Source organism: Desulfosporosinus youngiae DSM 17734, assembly GCF_000244895.1.
GTDB classification, from domain to species: Bacteria; Bacillota; Desulfitobacteriia; order Desulfitobacteriales; family Desulfitobacteriaceae; genus Desulfosporosinus; species Desulfosporosinus youngiae.
Genome location: NZ_CM001441.1, coordinates 2653365 through 2669707 on the forward strand (window position 1 = coordinate 2653365; position 16343 = coordinate 2669707).

At 46.8% G+C, this 16343-nt stretch carries 15 protein-coding genes and 2 riboswitches; of the genes, 11 read left to right on the forward strand and 4 right to left on the reverse strand.

The annotated features are described in order from the left end of the window. Positions 1-279: 279 nt before the first annotated feature. The 3 genes from DESYODRAFT_RS12220 to DESYODRAFT_RS12235 all read right to left on the reverse strand — a co-directional run bounded on the left by DESYODRAFT_RS12220 (position 280) and on the right by DESYODRAFT_RS12235 (position 4008). Entirely contained in the window at positions 280-2016 is a 1737-nt protein-coding gene (locus tag DESYODRAFT_RS12220; RefSeq protein WP_007783382.1) for an ABC transporter ATP-binding protein, read from the reverse strand. Between the two features lie 252 nt (positions 2017-2268). Continuing rightward, a complete protein-coding gene (locus DESYODRAFT_RS12230) occupies positions 2269-3153 on the reverse strand; it encodes a foldase protein PrsA (protein ID WP_007783386.1) in 885 nt (294 codons plus the stop codon). 279 nt (positions 3154-3432) lie between these two features. Further along, positions 3433-4008, reverse strand: coding sequence for a flavodoxin family protein (locus DESYODRAFT_RS12235; RefSeq protein WP_007783388.1), 576 nt, complete (start codon positions 4006-4008; stop codon positions 3433-3435). A gap of 194 nt (positions 4009-4202) precedes the next feature. Between DESYODRAFT_RS12235 and DESYODRAFT_RS12240 the strand changes: the two genes are divergently transcribed. The 4 genes from DESYODRAFT_RS12240 (at position 4203) to DESYODRAFT_RS12255 (ending at position 7013) form a co-directional block, all read left to right on the forward strand. After that, positions 4203-4565 (forward strand): winged helix-turn-helix transcriptional regulator, encoded by a 363-nt coding sequence (locus tag DESYODRAFT_RS12240; protein WP_007783390.1) that lies wholly within the window; start codon positions 4203-4205, stop codon positions 4563-4565. A 91-nt stretch (positions 4566-4656) separates the two neighbouring features. Continuing rightward, a riboswitch (FMN riboswitch) is annotated at positions 4657-4803 on the forward strand. A 119-nt stretch (positions 4804-4922) separates the two neighbouring features. Continuing rightward, positions 4923-5582 carry a 3,4-dihydroxy-2-butanone-4-phosphate synthase gene (ribB, locus tag DESYODRAFT_RS12245; protein ID WP_007783391.1) on the forward strand — a complete coding sequence of 220 codons (660 nt, stop codon included), beginning with the start codon at positions 4923-4925 and terminating at the stop codon, positions 5580-5582. A 141-nt stretch (positions 5583-5723) separates the two neighbouring features. Continuing rightward, complete coding sequence (locus DESYODRAFT_RS12250; protein WP_007783393.1) at positions 5724-6209, forward strand: flavodoxin family protein; 486 nt, start codon at positions 5724-5726, stop codon at positions 6207-6209. Between the two features lie 150 nt (positions 6210-6359). After that, complete coding sequence (locus DESYODRAFT_RS12255; protein WP_007783422.1) at positions 6360-7013, forward strand: hypothetical protein; 654 nt, start codon at positions 6360-6362, stop codon at positions 7011-7013. Positions 7014-7038: 25 nt separating this feature from the next. On the opposite strand, the gene DESYODRAFT_RS12260 is transcribed toward DESYODRAFT_RS12255, so the two are convergent. After that, entirely contained in the window at positions 7039-8085 is a 1047-nt protein-coding gene (locus tag DESYODRAFT_RS12260) for a hypothetical protein (protein ID WP_007783423.1), read from the reverse strand. A 206-nt stretch (positions 8086-8291) separates the two neighbouring features. Beyond that, a riboswitch (cobalamin riboswitch) is annotated at positions 8292-8461 on the forward strand. A 303-nt stretch (positions 8462-8764) separates the two neighbouring features. Between DESYODRAFT_RS12260 and nikB the strand changes: the two genes are divergently transcribed. Genes nikB through DESYODRAFT_RS12295 form a run of 7 tightly spaced genes read left to right on the forward strand, consistent with a single transcriptional unit; the run spans position 8765 to position 16304 of the window. Continuing rightward, a complete protein-coding gene (nikB, locus tag DESYODRAFT_RS12265; RefSeq protein ID WP_007783424.1) occupies positions 8765-9712 on the forward strand; it encodes a nickel ABC transporter permease in 948 nt (315 codons plus the stop codon). A 24-nt stretch (positions 9713-9736) separates the two neighbouring features. Beyond that, positions 9737-10615: a nickel transporter permease gene (nikC, locus tag DESYODRAFT_RS12270; RefSeq protein WP_345788215.1), complete on the forward strand. Its 879-nt coding sequence runs from the start codon at positions 9737-9739 to the stop codon at positions 10613-10615. Between the two features lie 22 nt (positions 10616-10637). Beyond that, positions 10638-12227, forward strand: a complete 1590-nt coding sequence (locus DESYODRAFT_RS12275; protein WP_007783430.1) for an ABC transporter substrate-binding protein — start codon at positions 10638-10640, stop codon at positions 12225-12227. 16 nt (positions 12228-12243) lie between these two features. Further along, the gene (locus DESYODRAFT_RS12280) at positions 12244-13032 is read left to right on the forward strand and encodes an ABC transporter ATP-binding protein (protein WP_007783431.1); all 789 of its coding nucleotides are present in this window, start codon (positions 12244-12246) and stop codon (positions 13030-13032) included. Continuing rightward, positions 13022-13981: an oligopeptide/dipeptide ABC transporter ATP-binding protein gene (locus DESYODRAFT_RS12285; protein WP_007783432.1), complete on the forward strand. Its 960-nt coding sequence runs from the start codon at positions 13022-13024 to the stop codon at positions 13979-13981. The genes DESYODRAFT_RS12280 and DESYODRAFT_RS12285 overlap by 11 nt, the downstream gene beginning before the upstream one ends. A 23-nt stretch (positions 13982-14004) precedes the next feature. Next, positions 14005-14964 (forward strand): M14 family metallopeptidase, encoded by a 960-nt coding sequence (locus tag DESYODRAFT_RS12290; RefSeq protein ID WP_042339672.1) that lies wholly within the window; start codon positions 14005-14007, stop codon positions 14962-14964. 29 nt (positions 14965-14993) lie between these two features. Next, a complete protein-coding gene (locus DESYODRAFT_RS12295; RefSeq protein WP_242833631.1) occupies positions 14994-16304 on the forward strand; it encodes an MATE family efflux transporter in 1311 nt (436 codons plus the stop codon). Positions 16305-16343: the final 39 nt, after the last annotated feature.

Consider the following 16343-nt stretch of genomic DNA (forward strand, 5'->3'; position numbering starts at 1 on the left):
AAAGAAGAAATAACCGCCCCCCGCCAAGGATTGCGGTTATTCCTTATAACCTTTGATTCGGGCTAACCTTTCGGTTAGACAATCTGCCGGGCTGGCGTGCTTGCAACACGTCAGTCCTTTTCTTATATTATACCCAGAGAATGTAAAATATGCAACCGGCTCACATATGGAAAGGTTACAAAGAGGGAATGATTAGTTACTTCAATACCGGTCAGCATTTCATGGAAATTCAAGTGAAGATCAGGCAGCGGATCGTGCTCTTTAGCGCTCCAAACAGCTTCATTCCAATCCTTCAAATTGCATATTATAGTAATGAGCATAGATTCCCGACTGTTCAATGAGTTGTTTGTGACTGCCTCTTTCTTGAATGCCTTGGTCAGTGACGACAATAATTTCGTCGGAATTTTTAATGGTACTTAATCTGTGAGCAATCACGATGGTCGTTCTGTTTTGAGAGAGTTTCTGCAGTGATGTCTGGATATATTTTTCACTGTCGTTATCCAGAGCGGAGGTAGCTTCATCTAAGATCAAAATGGGAGGATTCTTTAAGAATACCCGGGCGATGGAAAGCCTTTGCTTTTGGCCTCCTGAGAGTCTGACTCCTCGTTCTCCTACATAAGTGTCATAGCCCTCGTCAAGGGACATGATAAACTCGTGAATATTGGCTTTTTGGGCTGCTTCAATAATTTCTGATTCTGTGGCGCCTGCTTTGCCGTAAGCAATATTTTCTTTGATGGAGCCGTCAAACATATAGACATCCTGCTGCACAATGCCAATAGCATTTCGCAAAGATTCTAAGGTGACATCCCGGATATCCTTGCCGTCAATGGTTATGGAGCCGGAGGCTACATCATAAAATCTGGGCAGCAGAGAACATAAGGTGGTTTTCCCGCCTCCGGAGGGTCCCACTAAAGCAATGGTTTGTCCGGCACCAATAGTGAGGCTGACATTATCTAAAACGTTGGCATCATCGTTATAACGGAAGGATACGTTTTTATAGCAGATCTCTCCCTTTACGTCAGTTAAAGGTATAGCATTGTCTTTGTCCAGGATATCCGGTTCCGTTTCCAATACTTCGATAAACCGCTTAAACCCGGCATACCCCTTTTGAAAGGATTCAGTATAGTTGATTAAGACATCAATGGGGTTAATAAAGAGGTTGATGTAAAGTACATAAATGGCCAGATCCGAAATTTCTAATGAGCCATCGGCAATGAATAGCCCGCCGGAAACAATAATGACAACATAGAGAAGCCCTTCAAAGAAAGAATTCCAGGCATGAAAACCACCCATCAGGTGATAAATCCTGACTTTGGAGTCTAAAAATTGGTGATTGCTTTTTCTGAATTTCTCTTGTTCAAGGTTTTCGTTGGCAAAGGACTTAACAACTCTGATTCCAGCCAGACTGTCTTGCAGTCCGGAGTTGACAGCGGCAATTTTTACACGGCTGTCAGCAAAGCTGGGGGCCATTTTAACATTCTTATAAATTGTAAACAATACCATGATTAACGTAACTCCCAGCAGGATCAAGGTCATTTTGACATTGATTAACATTAAGAGAGCAAAGGAACCAATGATCTTAAGGGCGGAGATGAAAACGTTTTCCGGTCCGTGATGTGCCAGCTCGGAGATATCGAAGAGGTCAACAACCAGCTTGGACATCATTTCGCCGGTGTTATTTTTATCATAGTATGTGAAAGACAGTTTCTGAAAATGATTAAACAGATCCCGCCTCATATCGGTTTCCATCTTAGCTCCCATGATGTGGCCCCAGGAAATAATGAAATACTGACAAAAATATTTAACCACATACATCCCCAGTAAAGCCAAGCCGATAAATCCTATGGCGTGCAGGATCGCTTCTTTGTCTTGGGTAAATAAATTTTTGGCCAGGTAATTAAGAATCTGCGGGAAGGCCAGGTCAATGGCGGAAACAATGATGGCACAAAACATGTCGAAGTAAAAAAGGAATTTGTAGGGTTTATAATAGGCTATAAATTTCTTAAGGATATTCATTTGCGGAATGCCACTTGCCTTTCTGTTGGTTGCTTTAGACAATCTTATCATACTGAGATCGTTAAGCAATTCTGAATATTTGCTTGCTGCAAGAAGGCAATCGGAAGAGAAACAGATCAGTTTTACTGAGCGTAAAACAAAGGGATTGTTGAAAATCGTTGCAAAACGGCTTTCGGAAAATGATCTGCACAAAAAATCAGCCCGAGAGTACACTCATTAACGTCTTTCGGGCTGATCTCTTATGTGCCGTCTTTAAGTCAAATAATTTTCAATACTATACTCTGCCTTGCATTCCTGAAGCCAGGCGTCAAATTCCGTGGACAGTTTTTCATCAAGCAAAGCAGCGGTTATCATATCCCTGCTTTCCGGGAGAGTAACCTCTTTAACCTCTTTTTTATCCTCAACTTTAATAATATGATAGCCATAGTCAGTTTTAACCGGATCGCTGATTTTACCCACCTCTAAGGAAAAGGCGACATCTTCAAATTCCTGCACCATAGCTCCCTTTTGGAAATAACCCAGCTCTCCGCCTGATTCCTTGCTGCTCTCGTCGGTTGAGTATTGCTTAGCCAGTTCAGCAAAATCTTCACCGGCAGCAAGCTTTGCTTCGATTTCATTGGCCAGTTCTTCAGTGCTTACCAGAATGTGACTGGCCTTTACTTGTTCAGGTTCGGCAAGGCTTGCTTTATTAGTATCATAGTACTGTTGAATTGCCTCATCGGTTATGGGACTTCTAGCTGCGAGAATCCTTTTTAGTTCGATATTAGTTATGATACTCTCTTTAAGAGCATCAAGAGTTATTCTATTGGTTGTTAAGGCCTGATTAAAAGCTTCTTCGCTGCCAAAGGATTCTTTTAAAGTCGATAACTCCTTATTGATGTCTTCCTCTGATACTTGGATGTTCTGTTTTGCAGCTTCTTGTTTAATAATGTTTTGTTGGATTAATGTTTCCAGGGCATCTGCTCCGCCTTGTTGAACTAATAGTTTATTTAACTCTGATTCAGTGATGGATATCCCATTTACTTTAGCGACAACGTTATCTTTAGCAGCATAAAGAGCTCCAATTCCGATTCCGGCTGCTAATAATAGGATCATGAGAAGCCAAAGGTAACTCTGTTTAATTTTTTCCAGTTTCACTTAATCGCTCCTTTTGAAATTGATAAGATTTACAAAATAAGGGTGTCATATTGAATATAAACTATATTTGTTGTATTTCCGTGGCCTATTTATGGAGAATATGTGAAGCTTATCAAGTTATAAGTAACACATTATTCAATTGGCGATAGTTGGGCAGAACTTTGAGTTTCGACCGTTACATAAAGTGACTAAAGAACCCTGCCGGCATATGTCAGCAGGGTTCTTTAGTCACTATGGACATGAGATTCCACGGGAATCGATACTGGCTAAACTTTCAATTTACCGAACTTGTTTTAGGAGCTGTGCCATATTTTTACCAAGAGTTTGGAAGGTCTGAACCCCTTCAGCATCCTTTTGAACTTCGCCGGGATCACGAGATAATGTCAAATTCCAATAACTCGAACTGCAAATAACCATTTCAGCGATGCCAAAAAAGAAATTAATGGCCGAGTAGGTAAAGGTTGACCCAGCCCTGCGGGCGGCAACGACAGATGTTCCGACTTTCCCTTTTAAGAGGGCACCGCCGTTAGCTTTGGCTACATAGCCGCAGCGATCAATTAAAGCTTTGACTTCTGTGCTCACATTGCTGAAATAAGTAGGTGAACCAATAATAATGCCGTCGGCTGCTTCTATTTTTTCAATGAAAGTATTCATTTCATCATCTTTGCGTATACAGCGATTATCTTTCGTTTCTCCACATTTGCCGCAGGCTAAACAGCCAAATACTTTACGCCCTCCTAATTGAACAATCTCGGTTTCAATGCCTTCTTTTCTTAATTCATTCAAAACAATTTCCAGGCTTTGCTTCGTATTGCCATTAACCCGAGGGCTTCCATTAAATGCTACAACTTTCATTCTCGAACACTCCTTCTATAATTGCTTGGGCAATTGATTGGTATTATAATATACGATATAATACTATCAAGCAAGTACGTACCTTTTTGTGCTATAGTATATAAAGGTATACCATGGTACCTGAAAGTATCTTATTATATAGGTGTAGGTAGGGGTATGGTCAGAGCTGGAGTAAGTTTTAGGAGTGAGTTCTCGTGATTAAGTTTAAAAATAATGAATATCAGTGCTCGATGGAATTAACCTTAGCTCTTATTGGGGGAAAATGGAAAGCCTTAATACTATGGTATTTAAGTAACAAAACCCTTCGTTACAATGAATTGCGAAAAATATTGCCTAATGTAACAGCGAAAATGTTAACTCAACAATTACGAGAGTTAGAAGATTGTGGATTACTTAAGAGATTCATCTACACTCAGATACCGCCTAAAGTTGAGTACTCTCTAACTGAAGCAGGTAAGAGTTTATTGCCAATTTTAGATGCCATGTGTAAATGGGGTCAAAACTATGCGAATGACTATGAAAAAACAGAACAAGAGTATAACTTGATTAGAGATTAGAGAATGCGAAAGGGAGCTGGAAGGTTTTTTTGCCCCCAGAGAAGCAAAAGCTGGACAAACCACCGGCTAAGAGTATACTTATAGGTGAATGACTTATTCTCAGGGCGGGGTGAGATTCCCCACCGGCGGTATCCTAGTTGTTTCTAGGGAGCCCGCGAGCGCTCTTCTTGCCGAAGAGGTCAGCAGAACTGGTGAAAGGCCAGTGCCGACGGTATAGTCCGGATGAAAGAGGATAAGGGAGTCTGCATAATCTAATTCACTGCAGTAAATCTGCAGTGGAGTTTTTTAGTTTTTGCCTGCTGTCTGTCTTTATGCCCTGATTCGAGTAAGTCGACTAAAATTAGGAGGCGTGTTACTTTGAATCAGACCTTATTAACTTGTTTCGGAACCTCATTAGAGAGAGTAGAAAAGGCGCTTGACTCATTACGGCGTGGTCGGGGAGTCTTGGTCACTGATGACGAACAAAGAGAAAACGAAGGAGATATTTTTTTCGCGGCCCAGCACTTAAGCGACGAGCAAATGGCTATGTTAATTCGAGAAGGCAGTGGAATCGTTTGTCTGTGCCTGCCTGAGGAAAAGGTTCAGGAGTTAGGATTACCCATGATGGTGGAAAACAACACAAGCAGTTATCAAACTCCTTTTACAATTTCTATCGAAGCTGCAGAGGGGGTTACGACGGGCGTGTCGGCTGCTGACCGGGTCACGACCGTGAAAGCGGCGATTGCCGATCAAGCGCGTCCGGAGGATCTTCGTCGTCCGGGACATATGTTTCCCTTAAAGGCTAAGCCATTAGGAGTGCTGGAGCGGCCCGGGCATACGGAAGCGAATGTAGATCTAATGAGACTTGCCGGGTTAAAACCTTATGGTGTATTATGTGAATTAACCAATCCTGATGGCACTATGGCGCGTCTGCCTGAAATTGTGGCCTTTGCTGAAAAAAACGAGATGCCTGTCGTTACGGTGGATGATATAATCAGCTATCGTAAGGCGAGAGAACAGAGGGCGGATATAATTTAATTGATTTTAAGAGGATTGAAAAATGCCAATACACCCATAAGGGGTTATTGGCATTTTTCTTTTCCAAGACAATTAATTCCCCCAGCTTATTTTCCACTATTAGGAATAGTGTTAGAATAGTTGATAAAAGGGAGGGATTTTATGAAAATCGCAATAGTTTACTTTAGTAAGACCGGAAATACCAAGAAGGTAGCAGATCTTATTGCGGAAGGTGCCAAGAAAGCCGAAAAAGTTGAAGTGAAAGCTATGTCTATTGAAGAAGCCGATTACGAATTTTTAAACGAAGCAAAAACAATTATCGTCGGTACACCAACCATTGCCGGCACTTTTTCCTGGCAAATTAAGCAATGGCTGGATACATCCAGTAATCCCATGTTTGCCGGAAAACTAGGGGCTGTTTTTGCAACCGCCAATTATGTAGGGGGCGGAGCGGAAGTCGCAGAACTGGCACTCCTTGCTGAATTGTTGGTTAAAGGGATGTTAGTTTATTCGTCGGGTGCGGGAGAAGGTCAGCCTTTTATTCATTATGGCCCTGTGTGTATTAAAGATGGAGATGCAGGTCAAAAAGAAAGAGCAGTAATATTTGGCGAACGGGTCGCCAAAAAGACTGCCGAACTGTTTAGGTAACAGGCAAAAACTGCAGTAAAAGGGGATTGGAATGGAATTTATTCCTGCAAAAAGGAAGAGACCAAGCTTCTTTGATGTTTTAACACGAGGATAGGGTGGCTGGAAAGGCCACCCTATCCTCAAAAAAATATTACATAGGAGAGAAAAAGTTTGAAAAGGTATTTTATTTTATTCTTATGGATTTGCAGCTTTACCCTTATTGCTTGTAGCCCAATTTCGCCTGGAGACCCGCAAAATGAGATAACTCAACAATGGGAAGGTCAAGTGAAGACTGTAGAATCTTCAAAAGAGATAGTTGACGGTCGATATATATTCTCTTTTGAAATTACGCCTCCAGAGAGAATAAACCGGATGGATGTTTGGGTAGACATTTACAAAAAAGGGAACAAAGTCAATCAGATTGATGGAGGAGGCTACACTTTATCTCCGGACAAAACCGCAATGTTAATTACGATGGATAGAAATAACGAGAATAGCGAAGAAAATTGGAAATTTTATGGTCTTACTAATCAAAGTAGAGTTGCAATAATAACTTGGCCGGAAAGAGAAGAATCAAAATTCTTGGGCACATTTCAACCGAAGACTTCTTTAAAAGAGATTCCTGCAGAAGGTGGAGAACTACTTTTGGGTGAGATTGTTGTTTGGAGTCAAAAAGGGGGGAACGCTGCAGATATGCCAGAGGCAATGAGCGACTTGGAAAATAATTTAGAAAATGATTTCGAGAAAACTATTGCCGTTTTTGATATGGTCTATCTGCTGAAAGGAAGGTTTTCTTTTGACGAGTCTTTTTATGCTAGCTCATGATTGAAGACTTTTCCATGAAAAGCTCTTATACACTTAAATCAACATGTTGAATCGTTCCGGCACTGCCATCTTCTTTAAGAAATAGTCCGGTTTTTTGGATTTGGGCGTTTAATTCGTTGTTGCTGTTCTTTAGGGCAAAGCTGGTATTGACATTTCCCAGATAGATGGCACCAATTCCCTTTTCGCCCAGAGCCAATAATAAGTCATTACCCTGGGCATCTTTGATCCAAATCCGCAGTTTTTCATAAATAGCATCGTTTTCATCAATCCACCCGTTTTTATCCAGATCATATTTGGCCAGATCAGAAAAACCATCCCCGCTGTTAGGACCAAAAAGTTCCCTGCCATCGTTGATAATGCCGTCATTATTAAGATCTAAGGCTAAAAAACCGCTGCCAGGTCCGGCAAAGGATATTTGATCCAGTGTTCCGTCCGCATCAATGTCAAACTCATACTTCTCCCGGGTAACTGAGGCACTTGCCGAACCATAATTGATAACCAAGGGATCGATTAAAGCCTCTCCGGCACGTATGCTGAGGTTGTTTCGGGAAATAAACTCTCTGCTCAAATTTAACTGCAAATTCAAATTGATTTCCCGGCCATCTTCCGTTTTGATGGATGCCTGAGCGTTAAAAGACGTACTTTCGGCTTCATAGTGGGTTGTACTTCGGTTGTAGATAAGACCCCAGCCTGCACTTTGGGGCTGCTGCAATTGCTGAACAGCAATTGTTTTGGGGGCTTGGATGTTATCCGGTACTACAAGCTTAAGCTTTTTTCCCGTTAGACTTTTGAAGAGCATTTGGATAAGCTCAATCTTTCGTTTATCTGATTCGCTGAGCTGAAAAAGCGAATCGGATTCATTGCTGGATTTGCTTACGCTGTTTTCCCCGGACATCTGAAGATATTTAGCTTCTTCAGATAGTTCAACCGTATCAACCTCAAGCTTGGCAGAGTTAATTTGGCTAAGAGTACCCCCTTGGTTGCTCCATAATTTTAAAGACTCAAAACTGACAGTTGCTTCAGAATAACTGTGCTGACTGCTCATCGCTACATCTGAGCTTGCTATTTTCATAAAGCCACCTCCATTGTAAAAGTATAAATTTACCTTTCAAGTTATTTATCGGCACACAAGTTCTAAACATTTATAGTTTCCGGTGATTTCCAAATATTTGACGACATCAAATCACCATTCTTTTCTTCGAAATGCTAGTATTTGACAATTTAATATCTAAAAACAATTCTATAGACAAATATTAGCAGACATGCTAAGATTAAGCTAATATAATAACATGTATAAGTTTCGCATGAATTAAAAGGGAATCCGGTGTAATTCCGGAGCGAGGCCGTCACTGTGAAGGGGAGTTTTGCAGCAATCCACTGGAGTATTCCGGGAAGGGCTGTAAGGCGATGAACCAAGTCAGGAGACCTGCTTATACACATATTAATGAACGCCTACGGTATCTGGGCCGCTCATTTGGTGGATTTCTCATGGGCTAATGGTCTATCCTTTGCCTTTAGTGACATGGTTTCCCGGATTAGCAGCATAAACTCAAAGCAGCCGTAACAGGCTGCTTTTTTATACTGTCAGAAAGTATAACTTTTCGTTGTATACTTTCTAAGCATAAGTGCAACCAGCGACTTCGCCTCATTCGCAAGCATGCGTTTAAAGCTCGGCGAAGCCGGGTTTTCTTTATATGATCAGCAGCAGGTATTGCCGGGCAGGCAGGCCATAGGGCTGAGATGATTGAGAGGTGATACATATTAGCTTGCTGAAATTGACCAAGCGGTTCTTCCAAATGGTGATTGTATTGTTTTTTGTAAGTTTTTTCACTTTTTTGCTCACATATCTGGCCCCGGGGGATCCGGCCAGTGCTATGTTTGCAGCCAGCGGCATTGTGCCTAGCGAGGATATGCTGAAGGCGGCCAGACATTCGATGGGGTTGGACAAACCTTTTGTCCTGCAGTATACTTCATGGCTGACAAACTGTCTGGCAGGCGATTTCGGGACATCCTTTTCGAAGAAAACACCTGTGGCGGCACTGTTGAGCCAGCGGCTTTGGCCCACTCTCAAGCTGGCGTTGTTTTCCCTCGTTCTCATGCTGGCTCTCTCCCTGCCGGCCGGTATTGTCTCGGCTGTTCGGCAAAACAAATTCACGGACTATCTGTTCCGCGGATTTTCTTTTGTCGGAATATCCATGCCGGGATTTTGGATCGGACTGCTTCTCTTGTACATATTTGCCCTTAAACTCAACCTTTTGCCGGTGATATCAACCACGGCAGGTTGGAAAAGGCTGGTTTTGCCGGGGGTTACCCTGGCTATCGCCATGGCCTCGAAATACTCCCGCCAGGTCAGAGCTGCGGTTTTAGAAGAGCTGCAGCAGGATTACGTCGTAGGTGCGAAAGCAAGAGGCATCAAACCCTCTGTGATAATGATCCGGCACGTTTTGCCCAATGCCTTATTGCCCCTGGTAACCATGCTGGGCCTTTCCCTTGGCTCCCTTCTGGGCGGGACCGCAGTGGTGGAGATTGTTTTCGCCTATCCGGGCCTTGGCAATCTGGCAGTAAATGCCGTCGGCGCGCGGGATTATCCATTAATTCAGGGCATTGTGCTGTGGATCGCCATGATTTATATGGTCATCAATTTACTGGTTGATTTGTCCTACAGCCTGATTGACCCCCGAATACGGAAGGAGGCATAAGCCATAAAGACTTTCCTTGACTTTGTGAAAAAACACAGAAGTTTCATGGCATTTGCCTTCCTGGCGGTGCTGATCGGATTCATAGCGCTCTTTGCGCCCCTTATTGCCACTCATGACCCCTTAGAGGCAGTTCTGCAGGATGCTTTGCAGCTGCCCGGCGCGGAGCACTGGTTCGGTACGGACGCCCTGGGGCGGGATGTATTCTCCCGGGTTGTTTTTGGCGCGAGAACCTCAGTGGTGAGTGCTCTGACGCTGGTCACAGTCATTCTGGTATGCGGTACGCTGCTCGGAATTGTGGCCGGTTTCTTCGGCAGAACCGTGGACGCTGTGATTATGCGGTTGGCCGACAGTATGCTGGCTTTTCCCGATCTTGTGCTGGCTATGGCGATTGCCGGTATTTTAGGACCCAATATGATAAACTCCATTGCCGCTATCGCTGTTGTCAGTTGGACAAAATACGCGCGCTTGGCGCGCAGTCTGGTTCTGAAAATAAAGAATTGCGACTATATCACCGCCGCACGCATGACAGGCACGAAAAACAGATATATCCTCTGGCGGTATATGCTGCCCAATGCCCTGCCGACAATGGTGATTACCGCCGCTACGGATATCGGGGCGATGATGCTTGCTTTAGCCTCCCTGTCCTTCCTGGGATTCGGCGTCCAGCCGCCCACGCCGGAGTGGGGCTATATGCTCAGTGAGGGCCGGCAGTATTTCCAGTCGTCTCCCTGGCTGCTGTGGTGTCCCGGAGCGGCGATGTTTATAGTAGTGGTAGTGTTCAACCTCCTGGGGGACAGCCTGCGCGATATTCTGGACCCCAAACAGGAGCAGACCCTCTCAGGGCGCCCGGAGGATGAAGCCGGGGTTCTCCGCAGCAATGCTACAGTTAACCAATTATCATAATAATTTGAAAGGGGTCAAACATATGAAAAAGAGAAAAGGGTTCATTCTATTCGTCACTATCTGCCTTGCGCTGTCCATGCTCGCCGGCTGCGGCAGCAATCCGGGCACAGCCGGCCCGGCAAGTTCTTCGTCGGGAAAAACACAGTTGAATGTCGCCACTGAACTGATGTCCGCCACATTGGAGCCTTCCCTGAACTGGGACGGTTGGTTTGTGATGCGCTGGGGTGCGGGTGAAACCCTGATCCGCTATGATGAAAACGGGAACTTTGCCCCATGGCTGGCGGAAAGCTGGGAAGTAGCTGCCGACAACCTCACCTGGACGTTCAAAATACGCGACGGCGTGAAATTCTCAAATGGCAAAGACATGAAAGCAAGTGATGTAGTGAAATCCATCGAGCGCCTCTTCAAGCTGGAAGATCCCGCCAATGGCGGGGCGGGGAACCCCCAGGGGCACTTCACTTATTCCTCCATTGCAGCAGATGACGCTGCGGGGACGGTAACCATCGTCACTAAAAAGCCGGTTCCCGATATGCCGGGATGCCTGGCTTATCCCTGGACAATGGTGATTGATGTGGAGGGCTCCGCTCAACGGAAGGTTCAGCTGGAGGGTCCTATTTGCACCGGTCCCTACGCTTTCGTTTCCTTTACTCAGGACAACGATGTGCAGATGGTGCGCAACGAGCATTACTGGGATGGGGAAGTCCCTTTTAAAACCGTCAATATCATGCAGGCGAAAGAGCCCTCCACCCGTACCATGGCCCTGCAGGACGGCAGTGTGGATCTGGCCCTCAACATTCCTGCCTCTGACCGGGATCTCCTTCTGAAGGCAGGCGGCTTCACAGTCAACGAAGTAGCCGGTTCCCGCATAGGCTATGCCCACATCAACATGGAGGGCATTATGGGCAACGACGCCTTGCGGCAGGCCGTGATGATGGCCATTGACGGCAAAACCATTGCCGATGTAACTACCAGCGGCTCCTATACCTACGGTTACGCTGCCGTTCCATCCAGTCTGGACTTCGGCTACGATGAACTTAAATATCAATTCAGTTATGATCCGGAGAAGGCTAAAAAAGTTCTGGATCAGGCGGGTATTGTGGATTCCGATGGCGACGGCTACAGGGATCTGAAGGGGCAGGCCATTAATCTGGATTACAAGGTAACCGCCAACCGGCAGATGGATAAAATTGCCCAGGCTCAAGCTGCGCAATTAAACGTCATCGGCATCAAGTGCACCGTGCAGCTCACCGAAACACAAGCCGATGTTTTGAACCACCATACCTTTGATCTCTGCACCAGCAATGAGGTGACCACTCAGACCGGTGATCCCGCCAAGTACCTGAAGCACTGGTATTCCAAGAGTGACGACAACTACGCCAATTATAAAAACAGTCAATACGACGCACTCTACGAAGCCTTGGAGAGCGAATTTGATCCTGAGGCCAGAAAGAATTATATGGTGCAAATGCAGCAGATCCTGCTGGATGACGCCGCCGTCCTTGTCTACGGCTACTTTAATTACAATATGTGCACCGCCGATACCCTCACCGGAATCAATGTATCCCCAAATGATTTTTACTGGGTGACCAAGGATATTAAATTTAACAAATAGACTGTAGGAGGCCGCCATGCTTGAAATCAAAGATCTCACCATCCAATACGGTTCCGCCGCCCCGGCGGTAGCGCATTTCAACCTCAGCATGCAGCCGGGTGAGATCCTAGCCATTGTGGGGGAAAGCGGAAGCGGGAAGACATCGGTTATTCGTGCGGTCATGGGACTCCTCCCTCACAGCGGTTTTGCCGCCCGGGGCGACATCCTCTTTGAAGGGCGCTCCATCTTATCTCTGAACGAAGAGGAATTGAGGATACTCTGCGGTACCCAGATCTCCATGATCTTCCAGGATTCGGGAATGATGATCAATCCCATCCGCCGCATCGGCCCCCAGTATGTGGAGTATATCCGGATGCATGAAGCCAGTACCAAAAAACAAGCCTATGGGAAAGCCGTCCATATGTTGGGGCAGATGCGTCTGCCTGATAGCGACAACATCATGGAGAGCTACCCTTTCCAACTCAGCGGCGGCATGCGGCAGCGGGTAGGCATTGCCATGGCCATGACTTTCCAGCCCAAGCTGCTTTTGGCGGATGAGCCGACCAGCGCTCTGGATGTGACAACTCAGGCGCAAATCGTCCGCCAAATGATGGAATTGCGGCAGCGCTATCATACCAGCATCATTTTAGTTACCCACAACCTGGGGGTTGCGGCTTATATGGCAGACCGGATTCTTGTAATGAAAAACGGCCTGATTGTAGACGAGGGGACCCGGGAGCAGATTCTTCGCCGGCCGCAAGACGAGTATACTAAAGGATTGCTTGCTGCCGTTCCGGTGTTGGAGGGAGAAATGTATGTTTCGTAAGGCAGACCCTATTCTGGAAGCCAAAAATGTCAGTCGTGTTTTCCCCGCTTCCGGAGGGCGTCGGCTGTATGCGAACAGCGATGTGAATTTGACTTTGTACAGGGGCAGGACCCTGGGGATTGCCGGGGAGAGCGGATGCGGGAAAAGCACTATGGCCCGCATGCTTGCCCAGCTGGACAAACCCACCAAGGGCGAAATACGATTTAAGGGCAAAGACATCACGCATCTGCGGGGAGAAGCTCTGCGCCAGACCCGCAGGCATATCCAGATGGTCTTTCAGGACCCGGCAGCGGCTTTTAGCCCTAAGATGAAAGTTAAAGACATCCTGTGCGAACCCTTGCTGAACTTCGGTATTATTTCTAAAAAAGAAACGGAGGCAGCGGCCGTCCGGCTTTTGGAAATGGTGGAGCTCCCGGGTGATTTTAGCCATCGTTATGCTCACAGCATGAGCGGCGGACAGAGGCAGCGCGTCGGGATTGCCCGTGCCCTGGCTTTGGAGCCGGAAATTCTGATTTGCGACGAAGCGACCTCGGCACTGGACGTGTCCGTTCAAAGGAACATTATTGACCTCTTAGTCAAATTGCAGCAGGAACGGAACCTGACCATTGCCTTTATCTGCCATGATGTCTCTCTGGTTCGTTCCATGTCCCATCAGATTGCCATCATGTATCTCGGCCATGTGGTTGAGCTGATTCCCGGAAAGCTTGTGGGCAAATGCGCTATGCATCCTTATACCCAGGTACTGATCAATGCCATTTTTTCTCTCAATATGGACTTTTCCAAGCCTATTCAGAGCGTTGATTCGGACGCGCCCAGTCCATTGGATCTACCCGCCGGATGTCCCTTTCAAAACCGGTGCGGTCACTGTATGAAAATTTGCCGGGAGACAAAGCCTGTTTTGCGGGAAACAGCACCCGGACATCAAATAGCTTGTCATTTATATAGATGATATCTGGAGGTAATCAAGTGGAGATGTTTGAACTGTGCGGTCACCGCATACCACCCAATGAAAAAAAACAGATTGTGATCCATCCCAATATTCCCGACTATGAGATACCGGCTACGGTGATTTGCGGCGGCGGAGAAGGCATGACCCTGCTGGTGACAGCAGGTATCCACAGCGGAGAATATCCGGGTGTGGCGGCTGCCATCCGTTTGGCCAGGGAGCTTGATCCCGCCGGAATAAACGGCCGCCTGGTGTTGGTGCACAGTGTGAATACCAGTGGGTTCTGGGCGAAAAGTCCGGGCCGTGTACCTGAAGACGGCGCAAATTTAAACGCTAATTATCCGGGGAATCCCCAGGGCGGAGCAGGGGACAGGATTGCCGATTATTTTGTCCGGCAGGTATTTCCTCAAGTTGACTTTATCGTGGATTTGCACAGCGGCGGCGGCATGGAGCCGCTGACCCCCTGCCTGTTTTTTCCGGCGGCTGCCGGTGAAGAGGTGCGGAGGATATCTCTCGCCGCCGCCCGTGCCACGGACATCCCCTATCTCATTGCTTCGACAGCCAAAACCGGGGAGTACAGTTACGCCGCCCAACAGGGGATTGCGGGCTTATTGCTGGAACGGGGCAGCTGCGGCCTCTGCAAGGAAGAATGGATTGAGGCCTATTGCCGGGATCTCCGCCTTCTGCTGGCTCACTTTAAGATGCTGGCTTTAAAGAAGCCGGAACCAATCTGCAGCAAAAAGGTTTATGGTGAAACCATCTATCTTTCAGCGGAAGACAGAGGGCTTTGGTATCCTCAGGTAGAAGAAAACCGGATGATAAAAAAGGGGGACCTGCTGGGCTACATGGAGGACTTTTACGGTAAACGCCTGCGGGAATACCGGGCGGAAGATGACGGAACCGTTTTCTATTACAGCGGCGGGCTGGCAGTGCTTCAAGGGGATCCCCTGGTGGCTTACGGCCTCGAAAGATCCGTCGAATCCTAATGCCGGCAGAAAAAGCGCGGAATAAAAATATGACTGAGGGCGCGATAGGGAAGCAGTTGATTCTCTTCGCGCTGCCGTTGCTTGCCGGCAGCCTGATCCAACAACTTTACAATACCGTTGATCTGATATTTGTGGGACAGCTTCTGGGGAAGGAAGCTGCCGCCGCCGTCGGTGCCAGCAGCCTGCTGATTACCTGTATGGTCGGCTTCTTCACAGGGATGAGCGTGGGTTCCGGCATTGTGGCCGCCAAGTGCTTTGGAGTCGGGAACTATAGGGAGCTGGGCAGGATTATTCATACGGGTGTGGCTATCGGTGTGTTTGGCGGGGCGCTTCTGATGGCAGTCGGATATATATTCGCCCCCGTGTTTTTGCGCTGGCTGAATACCCCGGAGGATATTTTCATCCAGGCAACCGGCTATATCAGGATCTACTTTCTCAGCTTGATCCCCCTGGTCGGCTATAATATAGGCGCGGGTATTCTGCGGGCTTTAGGCGACTCCAAATCCCCTATGATCTATCAATTGGTTGGCGGTTTAACGAATGTTGCCGCCAATGCCCTGTTTATTTGTTTGCTTGGCTGGGGGGTAAAAGGGTCGGCCCTGGCATCTCTGATAGCCCAAGGTCTTGCCGCGGCTTTGGTGTTTTTTCATTTATCAAGACTGGATGAAGCATATCGTCTGCGGCCCCGTCAGATTCGAATTGACAGAACTGCCGGCGGGCAGATTCTGGCGGTCGGTATTCCTGCGGGGATTCAAGCCATGGTGATCACGCTTTCCAATTTAATCGTGCAATACAACATCAACAGCCTGGGGGTGGACAGCATTGCTGCCTTTACCGCTTATTTTAAGGTGGAGCTGTTTATCTATCTGCCCATTATGGCTTATGGTCAGGCTGCCACGATCTTTACCGGGCAGAATTTCGGCGCGGGTAAATTGGAGCGGGTGAAGCGCGGCACCAGGGTCAGTTTATGGGCCGGGATTATAACCACCGTTGTCCTGAGTGGTCTGGTGCTGATTTTTGCCAGGCAGGCCTTCGCTCTCTTTTCCAATGATGCCGGTGTAATCGAGCTGGGCCGAAAGCTGGCGTTTACCACATTTCCTTTCTACTTTATCTATCTCGTCATGGAAGTCCTGGCCGCCTCCATCAGGGGAACGGGCAAGGCTTTGCCGCCCATGCTTATTATCCTTACGAACATTTGTATTCTCAGAATAGCTTTGCTGAGCATTATGACTGTCATAGCCCCTGGTATCAGGGGTATCGCCATAGTATATCCCATAACCTGGGCTTCAACGGCGCTCTGCATGTTCGTCTATTACAGAAGGATGCCAAAGGAGGTTTAGTTTTTTAAGACTTTTCAGATTAAGGTTATTGACTTTTTT